Here is a 19,310-nt window from a genome sequence, read left to right on the forward strand (position 1 = left end):
GGTTCAGCGGGCGTCGACCGCCGTGCGCTGGAGCAGGCCCCACGTGAACTCCGCGACCACCTCGTGCCGTTCGCCCCGCGCGTCGGGCGCGGTGAAGGCCAGCCCCCAGCGGGTGGGGGCCGAGCCCTGGAGCGGGCGGGCGGGAGCGAAGGCGCGGGCCGCCTCGTCGACCGTGCAGGACCAGGGCGTCAGGTCCTCCAGCGTGCGCAGCCGTGGCCCCTCGGCGCCGGGGGCACGGACCAGCCACTCGTTCCAGACCACGCCCTTGTCGGCGACGAGCACCTCGAAGCGCAGGTCCGGCCAGAGGGGCAGCCGCCACTGCCGGGCCTCGCACTCCAGGTCGCCGACCCTGCGGGGCGCCGCCGACTCGGGCTCGCCCAGGACCGAGCGGTACCGGGAGGCCGCCGAGCGGGAGCGCGGGGAGCGGAGCATCGCCTGCCAGCGCCTGTTGGCCTCGCGCATGTCCGTGAGGGAGGCGCCCAGTTCCCTGCGGGCGTCCTCCACCGGGCCGGGGTTGTGGTCGGCCATGCGGCGCAGCAGCACCAGCTGGAAGTCGCGCGGGGTGAAGGGGGCGGCGGGCCGCTGTCCGGTGGGCATGGGGACCATCGTGGCCCATGGTGAGGGCGAGCATCGCGGGGGCGCTCGCCCATTGCCCCGGCAAACGCGATGTGAGTAGCCTGTGTTCGCTATTCCGACCGCTTGTTGAAATCTCGAACACAGACAGGGAGGGGGCCGGACATGGGGCGTCTCGTACCAGCCGTGACCCGGGCTCTCGACATACTGGAGCTCTTCCTGGACGGGGACGGCACGCTCTCCGCCCCCGACATCGTGCGCCGGCTCCAGTTGCCGCGCACCACCGTGCACGAGCTGGTCACCACGCTCGCCGCCCGCAAGTACATCGTCCCCGTGACCGGGCAGCCCGGACGGTACCGGCTCGGCGTGCGCCCGTACCAGCTCGGTGCCCGCTACGCCGAGCACCTCGACCTCGCCGCCGAGGGCCAGCAGGTCGCCCGGACCGTCGCCGAGACCTGCGACGAGACGGTGCACGTGGCGATCCTGGAGGACACCGACGTCATCTACATCGCCAAGGTCGACTCCACGCACGCCGTGCGCATGGTGTCGGCGGCCGGCCGCAAACTGCCCGCCCACTGCACGTCCGTCGGCAAGATGCTGCTGGCCTCCCTCCCGGAGCCGGAGCTGGCCGCCCGCTTCCCGGACGGCACCGCGCTGGCCGCGATGACCCCGAACAGCATCACCGACCCGGCCGCCCTGCGCGAGACCCTCGCCGGAATCCGGGAGCGCGGCGTCGCCGTGGAGAACCGCGAGTCCAACCCGGACGTCTCCTGCGTGGCCGCCCCGGTCCGCGACCGCACCGGCCGGGTCGTGGCCGCGCTGTCCATCTCCGTGCCCATGATCCGCTGGAGCGAGGAGCGCCTCGCCGAACTGGAGCAGCTCGCCGTCAAGGGCGCCGCCGACCTCTCCGAGCGCCTCGGCCACCGGAGCGCGGCATGACGGCCACCGGTACGGCGTACGAGGTGGCCGTCCGGGCCGAAGCGGCCCTCGGCGAGGGCCCCACCTGGGACCCGGCGACGGGCCGCCTGCTGTGGATCGACGTCCTGAACTCCCGCGTCCACACCTACGACCCGGCGACCGGCCGGCGCACGGTCCGCCGCACCGAGCAGCACGTGGGCGCCGTGAAGCCCCGCGCGGGCGGCGGCCTCGTCCTCAACCTGCGGGACGGGATCGGCCTGCTCGACCCCGACGACACCTTCCGCTGGCTGCACCGGGAGCCCGTCCCCGGCCGCCGCGCCAACGACGCCGCCGTCGCCCCCGACGGCGCGCTGTGGGCCGGCACCATGCGCTACGACGAGGCGCCCGGCGGCGGCACGCTGTCCCGGGTCGCCGGGGACGGCACGGTGACCCCGGTGCTGGACGACGTGACGGTGAGCAACGGCACCGGCTGGAGTCCCGACGGCCGGCTGATGTACTACGTCGACACACCGACCCGCCGCATCGACGTCTTCGACGTCGCGCCCGGTGACGGCCGCGTCTCGGGCCGCCGGGCCCTGGCCACGGTCGAGGAGGGCGCCGGTTTCCCGGACGGCCTGTGCGTGGACGCCGAGGGCTGCGTGTGGGTCGCCCTGTGGGACGGCGGCGCGGTCCGTCGCTACACCCCGTCCGGGAACCTGGACCGGGTGATCCCCCTGCCGGTCCCGCGCGTCACCGCCTGCACGTTCGGCGGGCCGGGCCTGAGGGACCTGTACGTCACCACGGCCCGGGTGGGCCTGCCGGCCCCGCACCCGCTGGCGGGCTCGGTCCTGGTCCTCCCGGACGCGGGCCGGGGGGTGCCCCAGCCGGCGTTCGCGGGCTGACCACCCAGGACGCCCCGGCTCCCCTCCGGCTCACGCCCCCCTCCGGCTCATGCCCCCGTGCGGTCGAGCCCGCGCAGTACCTTCCGCTCGCCCTCGGTCAGCGGGGCGTCGGCCGGCGGGGGGAGCGGGGGGCCGGTGAGGGCGGCCAGGAGCGCGTCGGGGCGGAACATGCGGGTCGCGGGAGTACGCATGCTGGTGACGTCCCAGAGTGCCGAGGCCGCCGCGTAGGACCCCGTGGCCGCCCTCGTCATGCGCCGCGTGTACGCCGTGGCGACGCGGTCGGCGACGCCCGGCCGCCCGCCGCGCACTCCCGGGTACAGGACGTCCTGGCCGACGGCCATGGACCACGCCGCGTCCACCGAGCGCGCCGCGCCCCGCACCACCCGCCGGGCGAGGCCGGGCGCGGCGGGGTCCTGGGCCCGCTCCAGCTCCCGGCGGAGCACCCGCGCGCCGAACGCCGCCACCGACATGCCCTGCCCGTACGCCGGGTTGAACGTGGCCAGCGCGTCCCCGAGGACCACGAGGCCCTCCGGCCAGCGCGGAGCCTTCTCCAGGTACCGCCGCACGTTGCTGGTGGACCGGCTCACGTGCACGTCGGTGAGCGGCTCCGCGCCGGAGATCAGCCGCCCCACGATCGGGTCCGGCAGGCCGAGCGCGTACCGCAGGAAGCCGTCCGGGTCGGCCGGCGGCTCACCGCCGCGCGAGCCGCCGCAGCTCACCAGCCAGCGGCCCCCCTCGACCGGCATGACCATCGCGCTCCGGCCCGGCCGGGACACGTAGGGGTTGGCCTGCACGACCGTCAGCGGAAAGCGCTCCGCGCCTTCCGGCACCCGGTAGAAGCGGGAGGCGTTGACGAGGCCCGAGTCCACGGTCCGCTCCCGGACGCCGGACAGCCCGAGCCCGTCCAGCCAGGAGACGATCCGCGTCCCGCGTCCGCTCGCGTCGACGACCAGGTCGGCGTCCAGGTCCGTGTCCCCGCCGGGCTCCGTGATCCGCACCCCCCGCACCCGGCCCGCGGACCCGGTCAGCCCGACCGCCGTCGCCCTGCGCACCTCGACCGGGCAGTGCGCCACGACCGCGTCCCGGACCGTCCAGTCCAGCAGCGCCCGGGTGCAGGTGACCATGACGGGGCCCTCCCGCCGCCAGCGCCGCAGCCAGCCCTCGGGCGTGCGGGCCAGCATGCCCGAGCTGAGGGACATCTCGTGGGCCCCGGCGTCGAGCAGCCGCGCCCGCAGGCTCCCGCCCGGCACCAGCTCCTCCATGACGTCCAGCCCGCCGGCCATGAGCAGATGCGCGTGCCGTCCCTGCGGCAGCCCACGGCGGTGCTCCGGCCCCCCGGGCAGCTCGTCCCGGTCCAGCACGATCACCTCGTCCACCCCCGCGGCGGACAGGACGGCCGCGGACAGTGTCCCGGCCAGGCCGGCACCGACGACGACAGCTCTACGCGACATGGGGCTCCTCGGGATCGGCCAGGGTCTCGGTCAGGGAACGCGGCGCCGCGCTGTCGGACGCGGCGGTGCGGGGGGCCGGGCGCTGAAGCGCCTGCGCCAGTTCCACCAGCCCGCTCGGGCCCAGTACCTCGGTGGCGTGCAGCCGGTACGTACCGGTGGCTCCGGGCGGTTCCTCGCGGGCGGCGGCCCGGCGCGCGGCGTCGGCGAGCATGGCCGCCTCCGCCGCCAGCCGGGCCTCGTGGGGGGAGCGGCCCGCGTGCAGCGCGCGGTCCCGCACCCGCTCACGGACCCGGTGGTCGAAGTACGGTGCCAGCGTGAGCAGGGCGTCGTGGATGGACACCTCGCGCCACTGGAGCCGGGCCTGCGGGAGCTGCCACCAGCCGGTCGGGGGAGCGGGTGCGGTGGACACCGGCTCCACCAGCGACCACAGCGGCTCCAGCCGCCGGTAGTCGCCCAGCCCCCGCCAGTGGGCGAGCACGGGCGGCAGCAGCCGCGGCAGCGCGAACCCGGCCGAACACAGCAGCGCGGCCAGCGAGGCCATCGGCGGGGCGACGGTGGTGGAGAGGAAGTCGAGGTCGTGGCCCGTCCAACGGGCCCCGATCGCCGCGTACTTGGTCAGCTGGAAACCCACCACGTCCAGCAGCGCCCCCAGCAGGATCAGCCGCAGCCCGGTCCGCAGCAGGCCGCCCACCTCGCGGCCCCACTTGACGCAGACCGCGCACATCACCAGCATCGCCGCGGTGTGCCCGAGCAGGTAGAGCAGGATCATCTCCCGCATGAACGGGGTGCCGGCGTAGTACGTGTCGAGGTCGGTCAGCCGCTCCGTGTCCGCGTCGGCGAGCGCGAACAGCACCACGATGGCGACCACCAGCAGCCCGTAGGCGGCCATGGCGCGCAGCACCAGGCGCCGCACCCGCGCGCGGGAGCCGCCCCGCCAGTTGATCAGCAGCACGAGCACGGCGCAGCTGTACGCGGAGAGCATCCCGTAGGTCAGCGGGGCCCCGAAGTTGGGGACGCCGGTGAGGTCGTTGACGGTGGCGAGGGTGGCCGGGGCGGCGCAGACGAAGACCAGGGCGCCCAGGACGATCGCCGCGCAGGTGGACACGGTCAGCGGGTTGCGCAGGGCCGTGCGCGGGCGGCGGAACAGCAGGACGGAGGTCATCCCGAACACGAGGGCCGCGAGGTACACGACGAGGCTCATACCGGCCGGCTCCCCTCGCCGGCGGTCCGCCTCACGCGGCGCCCGCCGGGGTCCGGCCGCTCGGTACGGCATGGGCGGCCGGCACCGGCGCGGGGCCGGCCAGTACGTCGGCGATCCGGCCGAGGGCGGCCGGGCCCGGTACCCGGTCGAGGCGCGGCCCGGTGCCGGTGCCGGGCTGCAGGGGCCCGCGCGGGTCCGCCTCGTGCCGGGCCGCGGCGGTGATCACCGCGGCCCAGGCGGCGGCCTCGGCCCGCTCCGGATCGCCCGTCGCCGTCAGCACGCCGGTGCGGGTGCGGTCGTACAGGTCCCGGTCGAAGTAGGCGTCCAGGTGGCCCAGCGCGTTGTGGATGCTCGTCTGGCGCCACACCAGGCGGGTCGTGGGCGAGGCGAACCGGGGCCGGGGCAGCCGCTGCCGCCGGCGGGTGAGCAGGTCGTCCAGGGCCCGTTCCAGGGGCGCGAGCCGCGTGTACGTCCGCCGCGCCCGCCGCCACTCGGCGGCCCGGGGCACCACGAGCGGGACCAGCACCCCGACGACCGTGAGCAGGGCACCGAGCCCGGCGGCGGCCGGGGCGACGGCGGTGCCGAGCGCCGACCAGTCGCGTCCGGACCAGTGGCCGCCCACCGCGACGAGCTTGGCGACGCTGTACCCGGCGCCGCACAGCGCCCCGGTGCCGAGCAGGGTCAGGCCCACCCGCAGCCCGCCCCGCACCCGGCCCGCCCAGCGCAGCGACGACACCGCGGTGACGGTCACCGCGGTGAGGTGCGCGACCAGGTACAGCACGATCATCTGGGCGAGGAACGGGGTCGCCGCGTAGTACGTGTCCAGGTCGGTACGACGTTCCACGGGCGCGTCACCGAGGACGAAGAGCACCGCGACGCCCAGGACGACACCGGCGTAGGCGGTCATCCAGCGGCGTGCCGTGCGCCGCACCCGGGGGCCGCCGCGCCAGTGCACGACGAGCACCTGGGAGGCGGCGCAGTACCCGGTGATCGCCGCGTAGGTGAGCGGGGCCGCGAGGTTGGGGACGCCGCTGAGCCGGTTGACGGCGCCGACCGTCGGCGGGGCGCCGAGCAGGAAGCAGAGGCCGGCCAGCCCCAGTACCGCGCACAGGGACCGCAGATACGGGTCGTGCCGGTGGCGCAGCAGGTCGGGGGCCTTCGCGAGCAGGCCGAGCCACAGCACCGCGCAGCTGACGTAGTTGATCAGGCCGTTCATCTCGTGGTCCCGCGGTAGTTGAGCGCGGCGCCGATGCGGCCGGCGAGGTCCTGGGGGTCGTCGGGGTCGCCGCCCTCCGCGGCGAACACCGAGTCGGTGGACGCCTCCAGCCAGGTGCGCAGCCGGCGGCCCATCAGCATGCCGAAGCGGTCCGCCTCCTGCTCCTCGGCCAGGGAGAAGTCGGTGCGCGCGGCGACCGGCCGCCCGCCGGCCGGGTCGGCGTCCGCCTGCCGGCGGCTCATGTGCCAGACCTCGTGGCAGAGGATCACGATCTGGTGCCACACGGCGGCGCGCTCGTCCACGACCACGTCGTCGTGGTGTTCGCGCTCCAGCCACAGTCCGCTCGCGGTGTGCGGCGGGAAGGCGGCCCGGTGGACGAGCACCTCGCGTCCCCGCCAGGCGCTGACGGAGGCGACGAGCGCCTCGAACAGCACCTCGGGCTCCGCCGGGACCGGCACTCGGATGGGGTCGATGAGGGCGTCAGCGAGACGACGCATCTCCTTCCTGGTACGCACCGCTGTCTCCCTGTTCCCCTGGGCGTCGCTCGGTCACCAGTGCAGCATGCCAAGACCGGGGCCGTCCGGGCCAGTTCATGTGCCGGGCCGGCCGTCCGCGAAAAGTCCCCGCCCCGAGTTCTTGTCCGAACCATTGACGCGCACGCGCGGCCCACCTACGGTCCCGTTCGAAGTTACGAGCGAGAGTCGAAATCTCGAACACATTCTGAGCAATTCTGAGCACAGATGGGGCAGGGCATGGGACGACCTGGCCTGAATCGCAGGCAACTGCTCGCCGCGACGGGCGGACTGACGGTCGCCGGGAGCTTCGGCTTCGCGGCGCTCGGGACCGGAGCCGACGCGCTCGCCTCCGGTTCGGACACCCGCGTGAGCTACTGGAACCTCTTCAGCGGCGGCGACGGATACAACATGATCGCGATGCTGGACGCCTTCCGGAAGGAGCATCCCGGCATCGACGTGAAGGACTCCACCCTCCAGTGGGGCAGCCCCTTCTACACCAAGCTCGCCATGGCGGCCGCCGGCAACCGGGCGCCCGACCTCGGCGTCATGCACCTGGGCCGGGTCACCGGCTTCTCGCCCGGCCGCCTCCTGGACCCCTGGGACACCGGCCTGCTCGCCGAGTACGGCGTGAAGGAGGCGGACTTCAACCCCGAGCTGTGGAAGCGCGCCGTCGTCGACGGCAAGCTGTACGCCCTGCCGCTCGACATCCACGTCCAGCTCTGCTTCTACCGCAAGGACGTGCTGAAGAAGGCGGGCCTGCTCGGCGCCGACGGCCGGATGGTCCCGGTCACCTCCCCCGACGAGTGGTTCGACGTGCTCAAGGAGGCCCGCAAGGCCACGAAGAAGGGCCTGCAGACCATCGGCTTCTGGCACAACGACCAGAACTTCCAGTGGTGGTTCTTCGTCGCCTTCTACACCCAGCTCGGCGGCACCTGGTTCGACGCCGGGAACACCGAGGTCACCTTCGACACCGACAAGGCCGCCCAGGTCCTGGAGTTCCTGCGCCGGCACATCACCGACGGCTACGCCGACCCCGGCTTCGGCGGCGGCGCGGGCGCCGAGCAGTTCGTCAACGGCTCCCCCTTCGCCTGGGAGGGCAACTGGTCGGTGCCGGTCTTCTCCGGCGCGAAGCTCGACTACGGCGCGGCCCCGCTGCCGCCCGTCTTCGGCCGGCAGGCCACCCACGCCGAGTCGCACGCCTTCGTCCTGCCGCACCAGGCGGGCCGCGGCGGCGCCGCCGACGAGGCCGCGCACCGGCTGGCCGCCTACGTCGTCAGGCACGCCCGGCAGTGGGCGGCCGGCGGACACATCCCCGCCTACACGCCGACCCTGTCCACGGCCGCGTACAAGGCGCTGAAGCCGCAGAGCGAGTACGCCGGGGCGATGGACCACCAGGCCACCGAGCCCAAGGTGTGGTTCGCCGGCTCCACCGGCATCCTCGCCCAGCGCGTCGGCCCGACCGTCGTCGCCTCGACGACGGGCTCGGCGAAGCCGGAGGCCGCCGCCCGCCGCATGAAGGGCGCGCTCACCGACCTGCTCGGCACGAAGAACCCCATGGACGGCATGACCGCCGCGCAGGGAGGTGCGGCCGCGTGACGACGACCAGCGCCGAGACGATCGTCCGCCCCGCCCGCGCGAGGACCGCCGCGGCCGGCGCCACCGTCCGCCGCAGGCAGGGCTTCCAGCACGGCGGCTGGTTCGTCGCCCCCTTCCTCGCCCTGTTCGCGCTCTTCGTGATCTGGCCCCTGCTGCGCGGCCTCTACCTCTCCTTCACCGACGCCAACATCTCCGGCGACAGCGCGAGCTTCGTCGGCCTGGACAACTACCGCGAGGCCCTCCAGGACCCCGTGATGTGGGACGCGCTCGGCCACAGCGCGTACTTCACGCTGCTCGTGGTGCCCTGCATCACGGTCCTCGCCCTCCTCCTCGCGCTGCTCGCCCACCACATCGAGCGCGGCAAGTGGCTGTGGCGGCTCTGCTTCTTCCTGCCGTTCCTGCTGCCGTCCACCGTCGCCGCCAACCTGTGGCAGTGGCTTTTCAACCCCGGCACCGGCATGGTCAACCACGTCTTCGGCCTCGAAACCCCGTGGCTGACCGACAAGTCGTACGCCCTGCTCGCGGTCGTCATCACCACCCTGTGGTGGACGGTCGGCTTCAGCTTCCTGCTCTACCTCGCCGCCCTCCAGGGCATCCCCGCCCACCTGTACGAGGCCGCCAAGCTGGACGGCGCGAACGCCTGGCACCGCATGCTCCACATCACGCTGCCGATGCTGCGCAACATCACCGGCCTCGTCGTCGCCCTGCAGATCCTCGCCTCGCTCCAGGTCTTCGACCAGGCCGTGGTGATGCAGGACTTCACGCCGGGCCCCGAGGAATCCACCCGCACCTTCGTGCAGTACACCCTCGAACAGGGCTTCACCAGCTACCGCGTGGGCTACGCCTCCGCGATCTCCATCATCTTCTTCGTGCTCATCGCGGCCGTCGCCCTCGCCCGGATGTGGCTGCTGCGCAACCGTGAGGAGGGCGGCCGATGACCACCGCCGCAGCGCCGACGCCCACCCGGACCCGCCGGGCCTGGTCACCCGGTCAGATCGTGCTCACCCTCCTGGGCACGGCCGTCTCCGCGGTCTTCCTCGCCCCGCTCGCCTGGGCCCTGTTCACCTCGCTCAAGTCGGAGACCGAGGCCGTCGAGGTGCCGACGCACTGGCTGCCCGAGGACTGGACGGGCCAGGCGTGGACGGCCCTGTTCGAGACCGGCAACATCACCAACTGGTTCGTCAACTCCCTGGTCGTCTCGGTGTGCGTGACGACGGTCGTGCTGGTGGTGAGCGCCCTGGCCGGCTACGGCTTCGCCCGCACCGAGTTCCGGGGCAAGTCCGTCCTGATGGGCGTGGTGATGGCCGGCCTGATGATCTCCCCGGCCGTGCTGGGCGTCCCCCTGTTCACGACCGTCCAGCAGATGGGGATGGTCGACACGTACTGGGGCATGATCCTGCCGCAGTGCGCGCCCGCCGCGATGGTCTACATCCTCTACAAGTTCTTCCAGGGCGTCCCGCGCGAACTGGAGGAGGCCGCCTTCATCGACGGCGCCGGCCGCTGGCGCGTCTTCTTCACGATCATCGTGCCGCTCTCCCGCCCCTCGCTCGCGGCCGTCGGCATCTTCACCTTCATCAGCTCGTGGAACAACTTCCTGTGGCCCTACATGGTCACCAACAACCCCGACCTGATGACCATGCCGAACGGCATCGCGACCGTCATGAACTCCTACGGCATCCAGTGGGCCCAGCTCATGGCCGGCGGCCTCATGGCGGGCCTGCCGCTGATCGTCGTCTTCGTCTTCTTCCAGCGCCAGATCGTGGCGGGCGTGGCGCACACGGGCCTCGCCGGCCAGTGAACCCGCGGACACCGTACGACCCCCCTCGAAAGGAAAAGATGCGCACCGCCCGCTTCACCCTCGACCCCGCCTTCACCGTCGGCGACGTCAACCCCCGGCTGTTCGGCTCCTTCGTGGAGCACCTCGGCCGCTGCGTGTACACCGGCATCTTCGAACCCGGCCACCCCAGCGCCGACGCCGACGGCATACGGACCGACGTGCTGGACCTGGTCCGCGAACTCGGCGTGACCGCCGTCCGCTACCCCGGCGGCAACTTCGTCTCCGGCTACAAGTGGGAGGACTCGGTCGGTCCGGTGGAGGACCGCCCGCGCCGCCTCGACCTCGCCTGGCGCTCCACGGAGACCAACCGCTTCGGCCTGTCCGAGTACATCGCCTTCCTCAAGAAGGTCGGCCCCCAGGCCGAGCCCATGATGGCGGTCAACCTCGGCACCCGGGGCGTGGCCGAGGCCCTGGAACTCCAGGAGTACGCCAACCACCCCTCCGGCACCGCCCTGTCCGACCTGCGCGCCGAGCACGGCGACAAGGACCCCTTCGGCATCCGCCTGTGGTGCCTGGGCAACGAGATGGACGGCCCCTGGCAGACCGGCCACAAGACCGCCGAGGAGTACGGCCGCCTCGCCGCCGAGACCGCCCGCGCCATGCGCCAGATCGACCCGGACCTGGAACTCGTCGCCTGCGGCTCCTCCGGCCAGTCGATGGAGACCTTCGCCGAGTGGGAGGCGACGGTCCTCCAGGAGACGTACGACCTGGTCGACCACATCTCCCTGCACGCCTACTACGAACCGCACGACGGTGACGTCGACTCCTTCCTCGCCTCCGCCGTGGACATGGAGTCGTTCATCGAGAACGTCGTCGCCACCTGCGACCACATCGGCGCCCGCCTGAAATCCGAGAAGAGGATCAACCTCTCCTTCGACGAGTGGAACGTCTGGTACATGGCTAAGACCCAGGCCGAGGTCAGCGCCCTGGACTGGCCCGAGGCGCCCCGCCTGCTGGAGGACAACTACAGCGTCATGGACGCGGTCGTCTTCGGCTCGCTCCTGATCGCCCTGCTCCGCCACGCCGACCGCGTCACCGTGGCCTGCCTCGCCCAGCTCGTCAACGTCATCGCCCCGATCATGACCGAGCCCGGCGGCCCCGCCTGGCGCCAGACGACCTTCTTCCCCTTCGCCCAGGCGTCCAGGTACGGGCGCGGCGAGGTCCTCGACGTCCGGGTGGACTCCCCGACGTACGAGACGAAGAAGTACGGCGAGACCGACCTGCTGCACGCCACCGCCGTGCGCGCCGAGGACGGCTCGGTCACCGTCTTCGCCGTCAACCGCTCCCGCACCGAGCCCCTGCCGCTCGACGTCGCCCTCAGCGGCCTGGAACTGACCGAGGTCGTCGAGCACAGCGCCCTCGCGGACGCCGACCCGGACGCCCGCAACACGCTCGCCGAGCCCGAGCGGGTCCTCCCGCATCAGGTCGAGGGCACGACGCTGCGGGACGGCGGACTGAGCGCCGTACTGGAGCCGCTGTCCTGGAACGTGATCCGGCTGCGCTGACCCCCGGCCGGCTCAGCGGCGGCGCGGGCCGGGAGAGGCGACCGGTGCCACCGGCACCCCTCCGGCCGCGCTGCCCAGCAGCTCCAGCCGTACCGTCCCCGGTGCCGGGGGCGTCCCGGGGCCGGACAGGACCGCGAGGGCCAGGGTGTTGGCGGCGGCGCGGGTGCGCAGGATGCCGCCCGGCAGGACGAAGGTGCTCGGCCCGCCGGTGCGGCCGGCCACGTGCTCGCCCATGTTCCAGCCGTTGAGGAAGACCTGGACGCGGTGGTCGTCGCCCGGGGCGTCGTCCAGCACCAGCCCGACCGAGGCGTCGACGTCCGGCGGCACGTCCAGCCGGAAGGTGGTCCGGTACCAGGTGACGCCCTGGCGCCCGGCCTCGGGGGAGGCCGTGTCCTTCGGGGGGAGGGACACGGCCTCCCAGCGGCCGTCGTCGTACCCGGGCAGGTGCCAGCCCCACCGCTCCCCGTACAGCCCGCCGTGGTTGAGCGGCCCGCGCACCGGGTCGGGGGCCGCCGCGCCCTGGATCCGCCAGCGCACCTCGGGCGCGGCGGCGCCCTCGAAGGCGGCCGACGTCAGCCCGCGGGCCGCCCGGTACCCGTCCTGGCCGTGCTGCGTGCGCCGGACCAGGACGGACAGGACGGCCGCGGCACCCCGGTCGGGCCGCGCGCGCCGCGCCCCGCGCAGATCCTCCGGCAGCCGAAGGCGGGCCGTGTCGGTCCACGTGCCCGTGCCGTCGTCCTCGCCGCCCATGTGGTGCGTGCCCAGCGGCTCTCCGTCCAGCCAGGCCATCAGCATCCCCCGCGCGCCCGTGGCACAGCCGAGGGACACCGACTCCAGGCCCGCGGCGCCGGTGAGCCGGCCCCGGTACCAGACGTCGCCGTAGTGGAAGCCGTAGTCGTCGGCGAAGAGCACGGGCTGCCCGTCGGGCACGGGTGTCGTGCCGCGCGGGGTCCGCCGGTCGGCGACCGTCCACCCCGAGTCGTCGTAGTCGGGCGCGGACTCCGGGTTCTCCGCGCGCCGCCGCCAGCCGTCGAGCGCGGGCAGCACCAGCTCGGGCACGCCGGGCAGCCGCCAGGTGGCCAGCAGGCTGTGGGCGCGGCTGACCGACGTGCTCACCGCGTCGCCGTTCCAGGTCACGTCGGTGATGCCGCGCGGCGCCCAGACCTCCAGCTCGCATTCCTCGACGGTGTCACCGGTCAGCCGGATCGTGGCGCCGTCCAGGGCGACGTCGCGCAGCAGGGCCGGGCCGTGCACGAGGACCCGGCCCGAGGGGGTCTCGTACGGCCACAGCCGCAGCGAGGCGGCGTCGTCGGCGAAGAGCAGCAGGGTGGTGCGGTCGGACTCGCCGCTGCGGATCCGGACCCGGGTCAGCCGGTTCTCCGCGAGCGGCACGGTGACGTGCAGCTTCCCGTGGTCGTACGCCCAGGCCGCCTCCTCGTCCAGCCGGGTCGGCCACGGCTCGTGCGGGCAGTCCAGCACCAGGTGCGCCTGCTCCCCGGCCCGGCCCACGAAGGCGGCGATGTCCAGCCGTCCGGCGCTCATGGTCAGCATCGGCTGCACGGTGGCGTACGCCAGCTTCCGGCCCGAGCCCACGTGCAGCCCGGTCGCGTACAGCCGGGCGTCCCGGGCGGGGACGGTGACCTCGACGTCGGTGCCGCCCATCGGCAGCGTCGAGGTGACGTCGGCGGCGGAGTCGTTGCGCACGACGTACGCGTGGGTGCCGGTGTCCGGGTTGACCAGGTGCCGTACCCGCAGGCGGGCGTCGGCGGCCCTGACCCCGGGGGCCTCGTCGAGCCGGGTGAAGTCGGGGACGTGGCGCAGCAGGTGCCCGAGCTGGTGGAGCGGGGCGAGCCGGGGCGTGGGCCGGCGGGCCTCGTCGATCGGTGCGGTGGGGTCGTACGCGGGCGTCGGCGCCGAGGGGGCGGACAGCCAGCCCCAGGAGGTGCCGCCGAACGCGGTGCCGGTGTCGTGCGGCGTGACCCCGTCCGCGAGCCGGGCGAGGCGGACCCGCCGCACCTCGGCGGCGTCCCGGGGCCGCTCCCGGCCGTCCCGGGCGGCGGGGCGGCCGGCGGGCAGGAGGGGGACGTCGATGCCGTCGGCGCGGAGCCGGTCGCGCAGGTGGGCGTGGACCGGGGCGTCGGCGCGGTAGAGCAGGACGGTGCCGGTGCCCCGGGTGAACAGGTGCCGGGCGGCCACGGCGTTCACGCGCCGCAGCCACTCGTCGGCGTGGCGGCGGTAGGCGGGATCGCCGCTCCCGGCACCGGCCCCGGTGGCCGTCAGCCAGCCGGGCAGGCCGCCGGCGTCCACGTCCGCGCCGATGACCGGCCCGGGGTCCAGGACGACGTACATCCGCGTCTCGGCGGCCGTGCGCAGGAAGAGGTCCAGGTCGCGGACGCCGGTGAAGTCGTACCGGCCGGGGACGGGGGAGTGCTGGTTCCAGGCGAGGCGGACGCCGACCGCGTTGTAGCCGTACGCCCGCATCTTCTGGAGCACGTCCCGCCACAGGGAGGGGCTCGGCAGCCGGAAGGGGTGCAGCTCGCCCGACCACAGCGCCAGGCGTCTGCCGTCGACCAGCAGGGAGTACCGGTCCAGGGCGACGTGGTGGCGTTCCCCGTCGGCGCCGGGCGGGCCGGGCGGCGGTCCGGTGGGCACGGGGCCGCGGGCGCCCGAGCCGGGCAGCGCCTGGCTGCTGACGCTGCCGCCGAGCGCGAGACCGAGGACGGTGGTGCCCGCCAGGGCGCTGAACGCTCGTCTGCTGAGCCTGCTGAGCTCCAAGGGAGCCTCTCCTGTTGCCGTACTTCGGGTGCCGCGTCGTCTCCGGTGCCGCGCCGGGGCCGACGCCGTGTCGCCGGGCCATTCTCCACAACCGGAGCGGTGATGCGGTAAATGGCCGAAGTGCGACCTGGTGCGCGTCCGGTCGCCGTGCATACGATGCGACCGCGTATGTCCTGAACATGACATGCATGTCGCGCGTTCGCCCGATCCACCGCCTTGCTCGCCCCCGCTCCCGCCCCCGCCCCGGCTCAGCGGGCCCCGGCGCCCCGCGGGGGACCGGTCACGAGCCGCTCGGCCGGCACCGCAGGGGCTTGTCGAGTTCGGCGCAGGGGCGGTGGCCCTGGGAGCGGATGACGTCCTTGCCGACCTCGTCGGCGAGGTAGCGCAGGAAGCCCGCGGCGATCGAGTCCGCCGGGGGTTCGCCGTAGGTGTAGGCGATCTCCGTCTGCCAGTAGGGGTAGGCGCCCTCGTCGGCGCCCTCCAGCGTCGCCGGGTAGCCGTCGATGCGAACGGTCCGGACGTCGTCGCGGGCGGTGGCGGCGCCGACCTCGCTGTGGCCGAGGGCGCCGGGGACCGAGGCCACGGTGTCGAGCAGGCCGGGGGTGTCGCCGACCTCGCAGCGGCCCGGCCTCCTGGCGTCCAGGCTCGTGCAGTCGTTGGCCGTGGTTGCGAGCAGCGGCTTGCCGTTCAGGACCTGCTCCTGGAGCGTGGTGCGGGTGCCGGAGCCCGGATTGCGGCTGACGAGCTGGATGGGCAGGTCGTTGCCCCTGACCTCGCTCCAGTTGGTGATCTCTCCGGCGTAGATCCGCCTGACCTGCTCCAGCGACAGGTCCCGGACCCCGGCGTCCTTGTCGACCACCAGGGTGAACAGGGACAGGGCGACCGGTCTGGGCAGCAGTTGCGGGCGGCCGTCGGACTTGGGGCCGTCGCTGAACGCGAGCCGGTCGCCCAGGCCCTGCCCGTCCTTCGGCGCGGCCTCGGCGCCCGCCGAGGCGAGGGCGTCCAGGCCCGGGACGCTCCCCTTGAAGGAGGTGTCGGTGAGCGGGATGCGGGCGCCGGTGCAGGTCTTCACGTACTGCCGGGCGGCACGCTCCAGCACCGGCCGGAACGCGGTGGAACCGGACAGGTGCAGCGTCCCCTCGGCGCAGTCCAGCGGCGCGGCCCGGGCGTCGTCGTCCCGGGCGAAGGTGGACACGGACTGGGCCGTGCTCACCAGTACCAGCAGGGCGAGCAGCCAGCGGACCGGACGGGAGGCGAAGGGGTAGTACTCGGTCTTCTTGACGGTCCCGCCGCGCACCCCTCCGACGACGCCCGCGGCGATCTCCGGCTCGGGCAGGTCGTCGTCCCCGGGGGTGCCGGGGAGCCGGTCCAGGACCGCCAGCACCTTGTAGTGCGCACGGCGGTTGAGCTTCACCTTGGGCAGCGTGATGACACCGTCGTCCGCCCCGAGGCCCGGCGTGCCCGCCCGGAAGAAGTCGCGCAGCGCGGGGTGGCTGCACTCCGTCACGACCATGCCGACCACGCGGCGGCCCGGGAACGCCGCGCGTACGCCCACCGGGTCGTCCACGGGGGCGACGTAGTCCTCCTCGACGATCGGGCTCCAGCCGATGTTCTCGATGCGCAGCAGGACGACCGACGGGTCCCTCAGGTTGACGCCGTCCCATTGCATGCGCCGCAGCGCCCCGGCCACCGGTCCGGTGGAGGTGCGTGAGTCCCGGACGCTGGTGTCCATCTGGACGCGGTAGCCGAGCCGCTTGCGGCCCGCCAGGAAGAACTCCCACAGGGCGGCGATTACGGGCACGGCGAGGCCGAGTACGGCGATCACCGACTCCCACGAGACACCGTTCATGACCCGACTCCGACTCCCGCGACAGGACGCACATGGATGGGGAGGCCATGTTGTCGGGGCCGGAGTGCCCCTCGGAACACCAGTGCTGACCAGGCGTCAGGAATTCACCGATGTGTCATCTGGGGCCCGGGGTGTTTTCCGGACGTTGGTTGCCGTTGCCGCGCGGACCATTGACGCGCAAGGGGTTCGATTCTACGTTCCCGTCCGAAAAGGCGATCGCTGTTCGAGATACGGAACAAGGAACAGGGAGCGATCGACCGACCCCACGGAATCAGGAGCGCCCCCATGAGTCGCAGAGCCGCACTCCTCGCTCTCCCCGCCGCCGCCCTGCTCGCCCTCGTCCCCACCACGGCGTCGGCCTACCCGGGCCCGGGCCGGGTCACCGGCTCCGTCGTCACGCACGACCCGACGATGATCCGCACCGCGTCCGGGCAGTACCAGCTCTACGCCACCGGCGGCGGCGTCAGCAGCAAGACCTCCGCCGACCGCACCGCCTTCGCCGCCGGCGCGGACGCCTTCGGGTCCCGGCCCGCCTGGTGGTCGCGCTACTCCTCCGTCCCGGAGGCGTGGGCGCCCGACATCTCCTACCACGGCGGCAAGTACCTGATGTACTACTCCGTCTCGTCGTTCGGCTCCAACACGTCCGCCATCGGGCTCGCCGGGTCCACCACCGGGCAGCCCGGCAGCTGGAGCGACTACGGCATCGTCCACGCGTCGAACGCGTCCAGCGACCACAACGCCATCGACCCGAACCTCTTCGTCGACGACGACGGCAAGTGGTGGCTGTCCTTCGGCAGTTGGTGGACCGGCATCAAGATGATCCGGCTCGACCCGTCCACCGGGAAGCAGCACGCCTCCGACACCGCCCGCCGCTCCCTCGCCTCCCGGCCGACCGGCACCAAGGCCGTCGAGGCCCCGTACATCGTCAAGCGGAACGGGTACTACTACCTCTTCGCCTCCTACGACACCTGCTGCGCGGGCACCAGCTCCACGTACAAGGTCAAGGTGGGCCGGGCGACGAGCGTCACCGGGCCCTACCGGGACCGCGACGGCGTCTCGATGATGAACAACGGCGGGACGCCCGTCCTGGAGTCGCACGGCAGCGTCATCGGCCCCGGCGGCCAGTCGATCATGAAGGACGTCGACGGCGACCTGATCGTCTACCACTACTACGACGGCAACGACAACGGGACGTCCAAGCTCGGCATCAACCTCCTGAACTGGAGCAGCGGCTGGCCCGTCGCCTACTGAGCGGGCCTGCCGCCCCGGGCTCATCCGGTACGGGGCATGCCCGCCGGGTCCGGCCAGTCCCGCGGTCCCGGCCAGCCCGTCGCCGGGACCGACTCCAGCCCGTTGGTGCCCCTGACCTGGGCGGCCGTCAGGCCACCGCGGGCGGGCACGCCGGGCGGGGTGGGACCGCCGGGCGCCGGGTACGCCGGGTACGCCGGGTACGCCGGGTACGCGGCCACGGCGGCGGCAGGGGCCACCGGAGCCGGGGCCATGGGAGCCGGAGCAGCCGGGGCGGGTGTGGGTGCGGGTGCGGGCTGCGGGTAGGGCGCCGGCATCGGGCCGAGGGCGGCTGCCGCCGCCGGGGCGACGGGCACCGCGGCGGGGAGCGGCATGCCGGTGCCGACGGCCGCGGCGGCGGCCGGAGCGGCGGCCGGAACGGCTGCGGGACCTGGAGGGCCGGCGGCGGCCCGGTCGGCGAGCGCGCCGAGGCCCGCGCCGTTGGTCCGGCTCATCAGGCGGTCCACCGCCGCCGTGCCCGAGCTGTAGCCGGTCCCCGAAGCGGGCCCGGGCACGGCGGCTCCCCTCCCGGCCCCGTAGAGCACCTGTTCCAGGCCGGACACCAGGCGACGCACGTCGGCCTGGGGGCGCACCACGAGACGCAGGAAGCGGCTGGACGAACCGATCTTGTTGCCGCACTCACGGACCAGGACCCGGTGCTCGGTGAGCATGCGGTCCCGCACGACGGTGCCCTCGGCGCCCACGGGGAGACGTACGAAGAGGAAGTTGCCCTGCGAGGGGTAGACGGTCAGGCCGGGCAGCGCGGCCAGCCGGCCGGACATCTCCAGGCGGTCGCGGCGGACCTGGTGCAGGCTCCGCGCGTACTCGGGTCCGTGGTCGCGCAGCATGAACACCACGTGCTCCGCGAAGGAGTTGAGGTTCCACTTGGGCAGCATGGCCCGCACCCGGCCCGCGAGCGCCGGATTGGCGACCAGGTAGCCGAAGCGGACGCCGTGCAGGCCGAAGTTCTTGCCGAGGCTGCGCAGGACGACGACGTTGGGCCGCAGCATCGCCTCCTGGACCACGCTGGGCTCCGCCTCGGCGTCGGCGAACTCCAGGAAGGACTCGTCGACGACGACCAGGTCCCGGTCGGCCATCGCGTCCATGAACCGCACCAGCGCCTGCTTGTGCAGGTAGCCGCCGTCGGGGTTGTTGGGGTTGCAGACCACCACCGCCCGCGTCCCCCGGGCCCGGACGAACTCCGCGTACCGCGCGAGGTCGAGGGCGAACCCGCCCGCCTCCTGGAGCGGGAACATGTCGACCCGCTTGCCGGTCTCCATCGGCTGGTCGGTCCAGCGGCCGAAGGTGGGCACGGGGACGGCGAGGGACTCGCGGACCAGCAGGTGGTCGAGCCAGGTGATCAGCTCCGTGGAGCCGTTGCCCATCGCCACGCACTGCGGGGGGAGCTGGAGCAGGCCGCACAGCTCGGCGGTGATGGTGTCGGCGCCGCTCGGGTAGTACGTGATGATGTCGCGCAGCCGCCCGGCCATCTCGTCGAACATCGCCGGGGTGGGGAAATACGGGTTGCAGGGGATGCAGAAGTCCACCGGGCCGGCGCCCGCGCCGCCGCCGCTCTCCCGCGTCAGCGCCGCCATCGACGGGCTGTGCGCCGCGGTGCCGCGGAACAGCGAGGTGACGTTGCCGGACAAGGGGACCTCCGTATGTAAGAGCGGCCCGCGCGGGCCGTCCTTACATACGGAGGCGGA

At 73.7% G+C, this 19,310-nt stretch carries 15 protein-coding genes; 7 read left to right on the forward strand and 8 right to left on the reverse strand.

Annotated features, from left to right (window positions below):
• Positions 1-3: 3 nt before the first annotated feature.
• On the reverse strand, positions 4-597 hold the full coding sequence (locus tag ACFIF2_RS06510) for a hypothetical protein (protein WP_395571532.1): 594 nt from the start codon (positions 595-597) through the stop codon (positions 4-6).
• A gap of 141 nt (positions 598-738) precedes the next feature.
• Between ACFIF2_RS06510 and ACFIF2_RS06515 the strand changes: the two genes are divergently transcribed.
• Positions 739-1,512, forward strand: a complete 774-nt coding sequence (locus tag ACFIF2_RS06515) for an IclR family transcriptional regulator (protein ID WP_395571533.1) — start codon at positions 739-741, stop codon at positions 1,510-1,512.
• Positions 1,509-2,372, forward strand: coding sequence for an SMP-30/gluconolactonase/LRE family protein (locus ACFIF2_RS06520; protein ID WP_395571534.1), 864 nt, complete (start codon positions 1,509-1,511; stop codon positions 2,370-2,372). Before ACFIF2_RS06515 ends, ACFIF2_RS06520 begins: the two co-directional genes overlap by 4 nt.
• A gap of 47 nt (positions 2,373-2,419) precedes the next feature.
• Here the strand turns inward: ACFIF2_RS06520 and ACFIF2_RS06525 are convergent, their stop codons facing one another.
• The 4 genes from ACFIF2_RS06525 to ACFIF2_RS06540 are packed head-to-tail and all read right to left on the reverse strand — an operon-like array spanning position 2,420 to position 6,755.
• Entirely contained in the window at positions 2,420-3,823 is a 1,404-nt protein-coding gene (locus ACFIF2_RS06525) for an FAD-dependent oxidoreductase (protein WP_395571535.1), read from the reverse strand.
• Entirely contained in the window at positions 3,813-5,024 is a 1,212-nt protein-coding gene (locus ACFIF2_RS06530) for an MAB_1171c family putative transporter (protein WP_395571536.1), read from the reverse strand. The genes ACFIF2_RS06525 and ACFIF2_RS06530 overlap by 11 nt, the downstream gene beginning before the upstream one ends.
• Positions 5,025-5,055: 31 nt before the next feature.
• A complete protein-coding gene (locus ACFIF2_RS06535; protein ID WP_395571537.1) occupies positions 5,056-6,240 on the reverse strand; it encodes an MAB_1171c family putative transporter in 1,185 nt (394 codons plus the stop codon).
• The gene (locus ACFIF2_RS06540; protein ID WP_395571538.1) at positions 6,237-6,755 is read right to left on the reverse strand and encodes a toxin; all 519 of its coding nucleotides are present in this window, start codon (positions 6,753-6,755) and stop codon (positions 6,237-6,239) included. The genes ACFIF2_RS06535 and ACFIF2_RS06540 overlap by 4 nt, the downstream gene beginning before the upstream one ends.
• Positions 6,756-6,992: 237 nt before the next feature.
• Between ACFIF2_RS06540 and ACFIF2_RS06545 the strand changes: the two genes are divergently transcribed.
• From ACFIF2_RS06545 to ACFIF2_RS06560, 4 genes are read left to right on the forward strand one after another with little or no spacing between them, the layout of a single operon-like run.
• Positions 6,993-8,351 (forward strand): extracellular solute-binding protein, encoded by a 1,359-nt coding sequence (locus ACFIF2_RS06545; RefSeq protein WP_395571539.1) that lies wholly within the window; start codon positions 6,993-6,995, stop codon positions 8,349-8,351.
• On the forward strand, positions 8,348-9,289 hold the full coding sequence (locus ACFIF2_RS06550; protein ID WP_395571540.1) for a carbohydrate ABC transporter permease: 942 nt from the start codon (positions 8,348-8,350) through the stop codon (positions 9,287-9,289). Before ACFIF2_RS06545 ends, ACFIF2_RS06550 begins: the two co-directional genes overlap by 4 nt.
• Positions 9,286-10,149 (forward strand): carbohydrate ABC transporter permease, encoded by an 864-nt coding sequence (locus ACFIF2_RS06555; RefSeq protein WP_395571541.1) that lies wholly within the window; start codon positions 9,286-9,288, stop codon positions 10,147-10,149. Before ACFIF2_RS06550 ends, ACFIF2_RS06555 begins: the two co-directional genes overlap by 4 nt.
• Positions 10,150-10,187: 38 nt before the next feature.
• Positions 10,188-11,693, forward strand: coding sequence for an alpha-N-arabinofuranosidase (locus tag ACFIF2_RS06560; RefSeq protein ID WP_395571542.1), 1,506 nt, complete (start codon positions 10,188-10,190; stop codon positions 11,691-11,693).
• 12 nt (positions 11,694-11,705) lie between these two features.
• Here ACFIF2_RS06560 and ACFIF2_RS06565 read toward each other — a convergent pair whose 3' ends face one another.
• Both ACFIF2_RS06565 and ACFIF2_RS06570 read right to left on the reverse strand, forming a co-directional pair.
• Positions 11,706-14,468, reverse strand: a complete 2,763-nt coding sequence (locus ACFIF2_RS06565) for a beta-galactosidase (protein ID WP_395571543.1) — start codon at positions 14,466-14,468, stop codon at positions 11,706-11,708.
• Between the two features lie 280 nt (positions 14,469-14,748).
• Positions 14,749-16,317 carry a PstS family phosphate ABC transporter substrate-binding protein gene (locus ACFIF2_RS06570; RefSeq protein WP_395571544.1) on the reverse strand — a complete coding sequence of 523 codons (1,569 nt, stop codon included), beginning with the start codon at positions 16,315-16,317 and terminating at the stop codon, positions 14,749-14,751.
• Between the two features lie 285 nt (positions 16,318-16,602).
• Between ACFIF2_RS06570 and ACFIF2_RS06575 the strand changes: the two genes are divergently transcribed.
• Positions 16,603-17,568, forward strand: coding sequence for an arabinan endo-1,5-alpha-L-arabinosidase (locus tag ACFIF2_RS06575; protein ID WP_395571545.1), 966 nt, complete (start codon positions 16,603-16,605; stop codon positions 17,566-17,568).
• Positions 17,569-17,588: 20 nt separating this feature from the next.
• Here ACFIF2_RS06575 and ACFIF2_RS06580 read toward each other — a convergent pair whose 3' ends face one another.
• Complete coding sequence (locus ACFIF2_RS06580; RefSeq protein WP_395571546.1) at positions 17,589-19,253, reverse strand: pyridoxal phosphate-dependent aminotransferase; 1,665 nt, start codon at positions 19,251-19,253, stop codon at positions 17,589-17,591.
• Positions 19,254-19,310: the final 57 nt, after the last annotated feature.

It is taken from the genome of Streptomyces sp. BK79, assembly GCF_044142145.1.
Classification (GTDB): Bacteria; Actinomycetota; Actinomycetes; order Streptomycetales; family Streptomycetaceae; genus Streptomyces.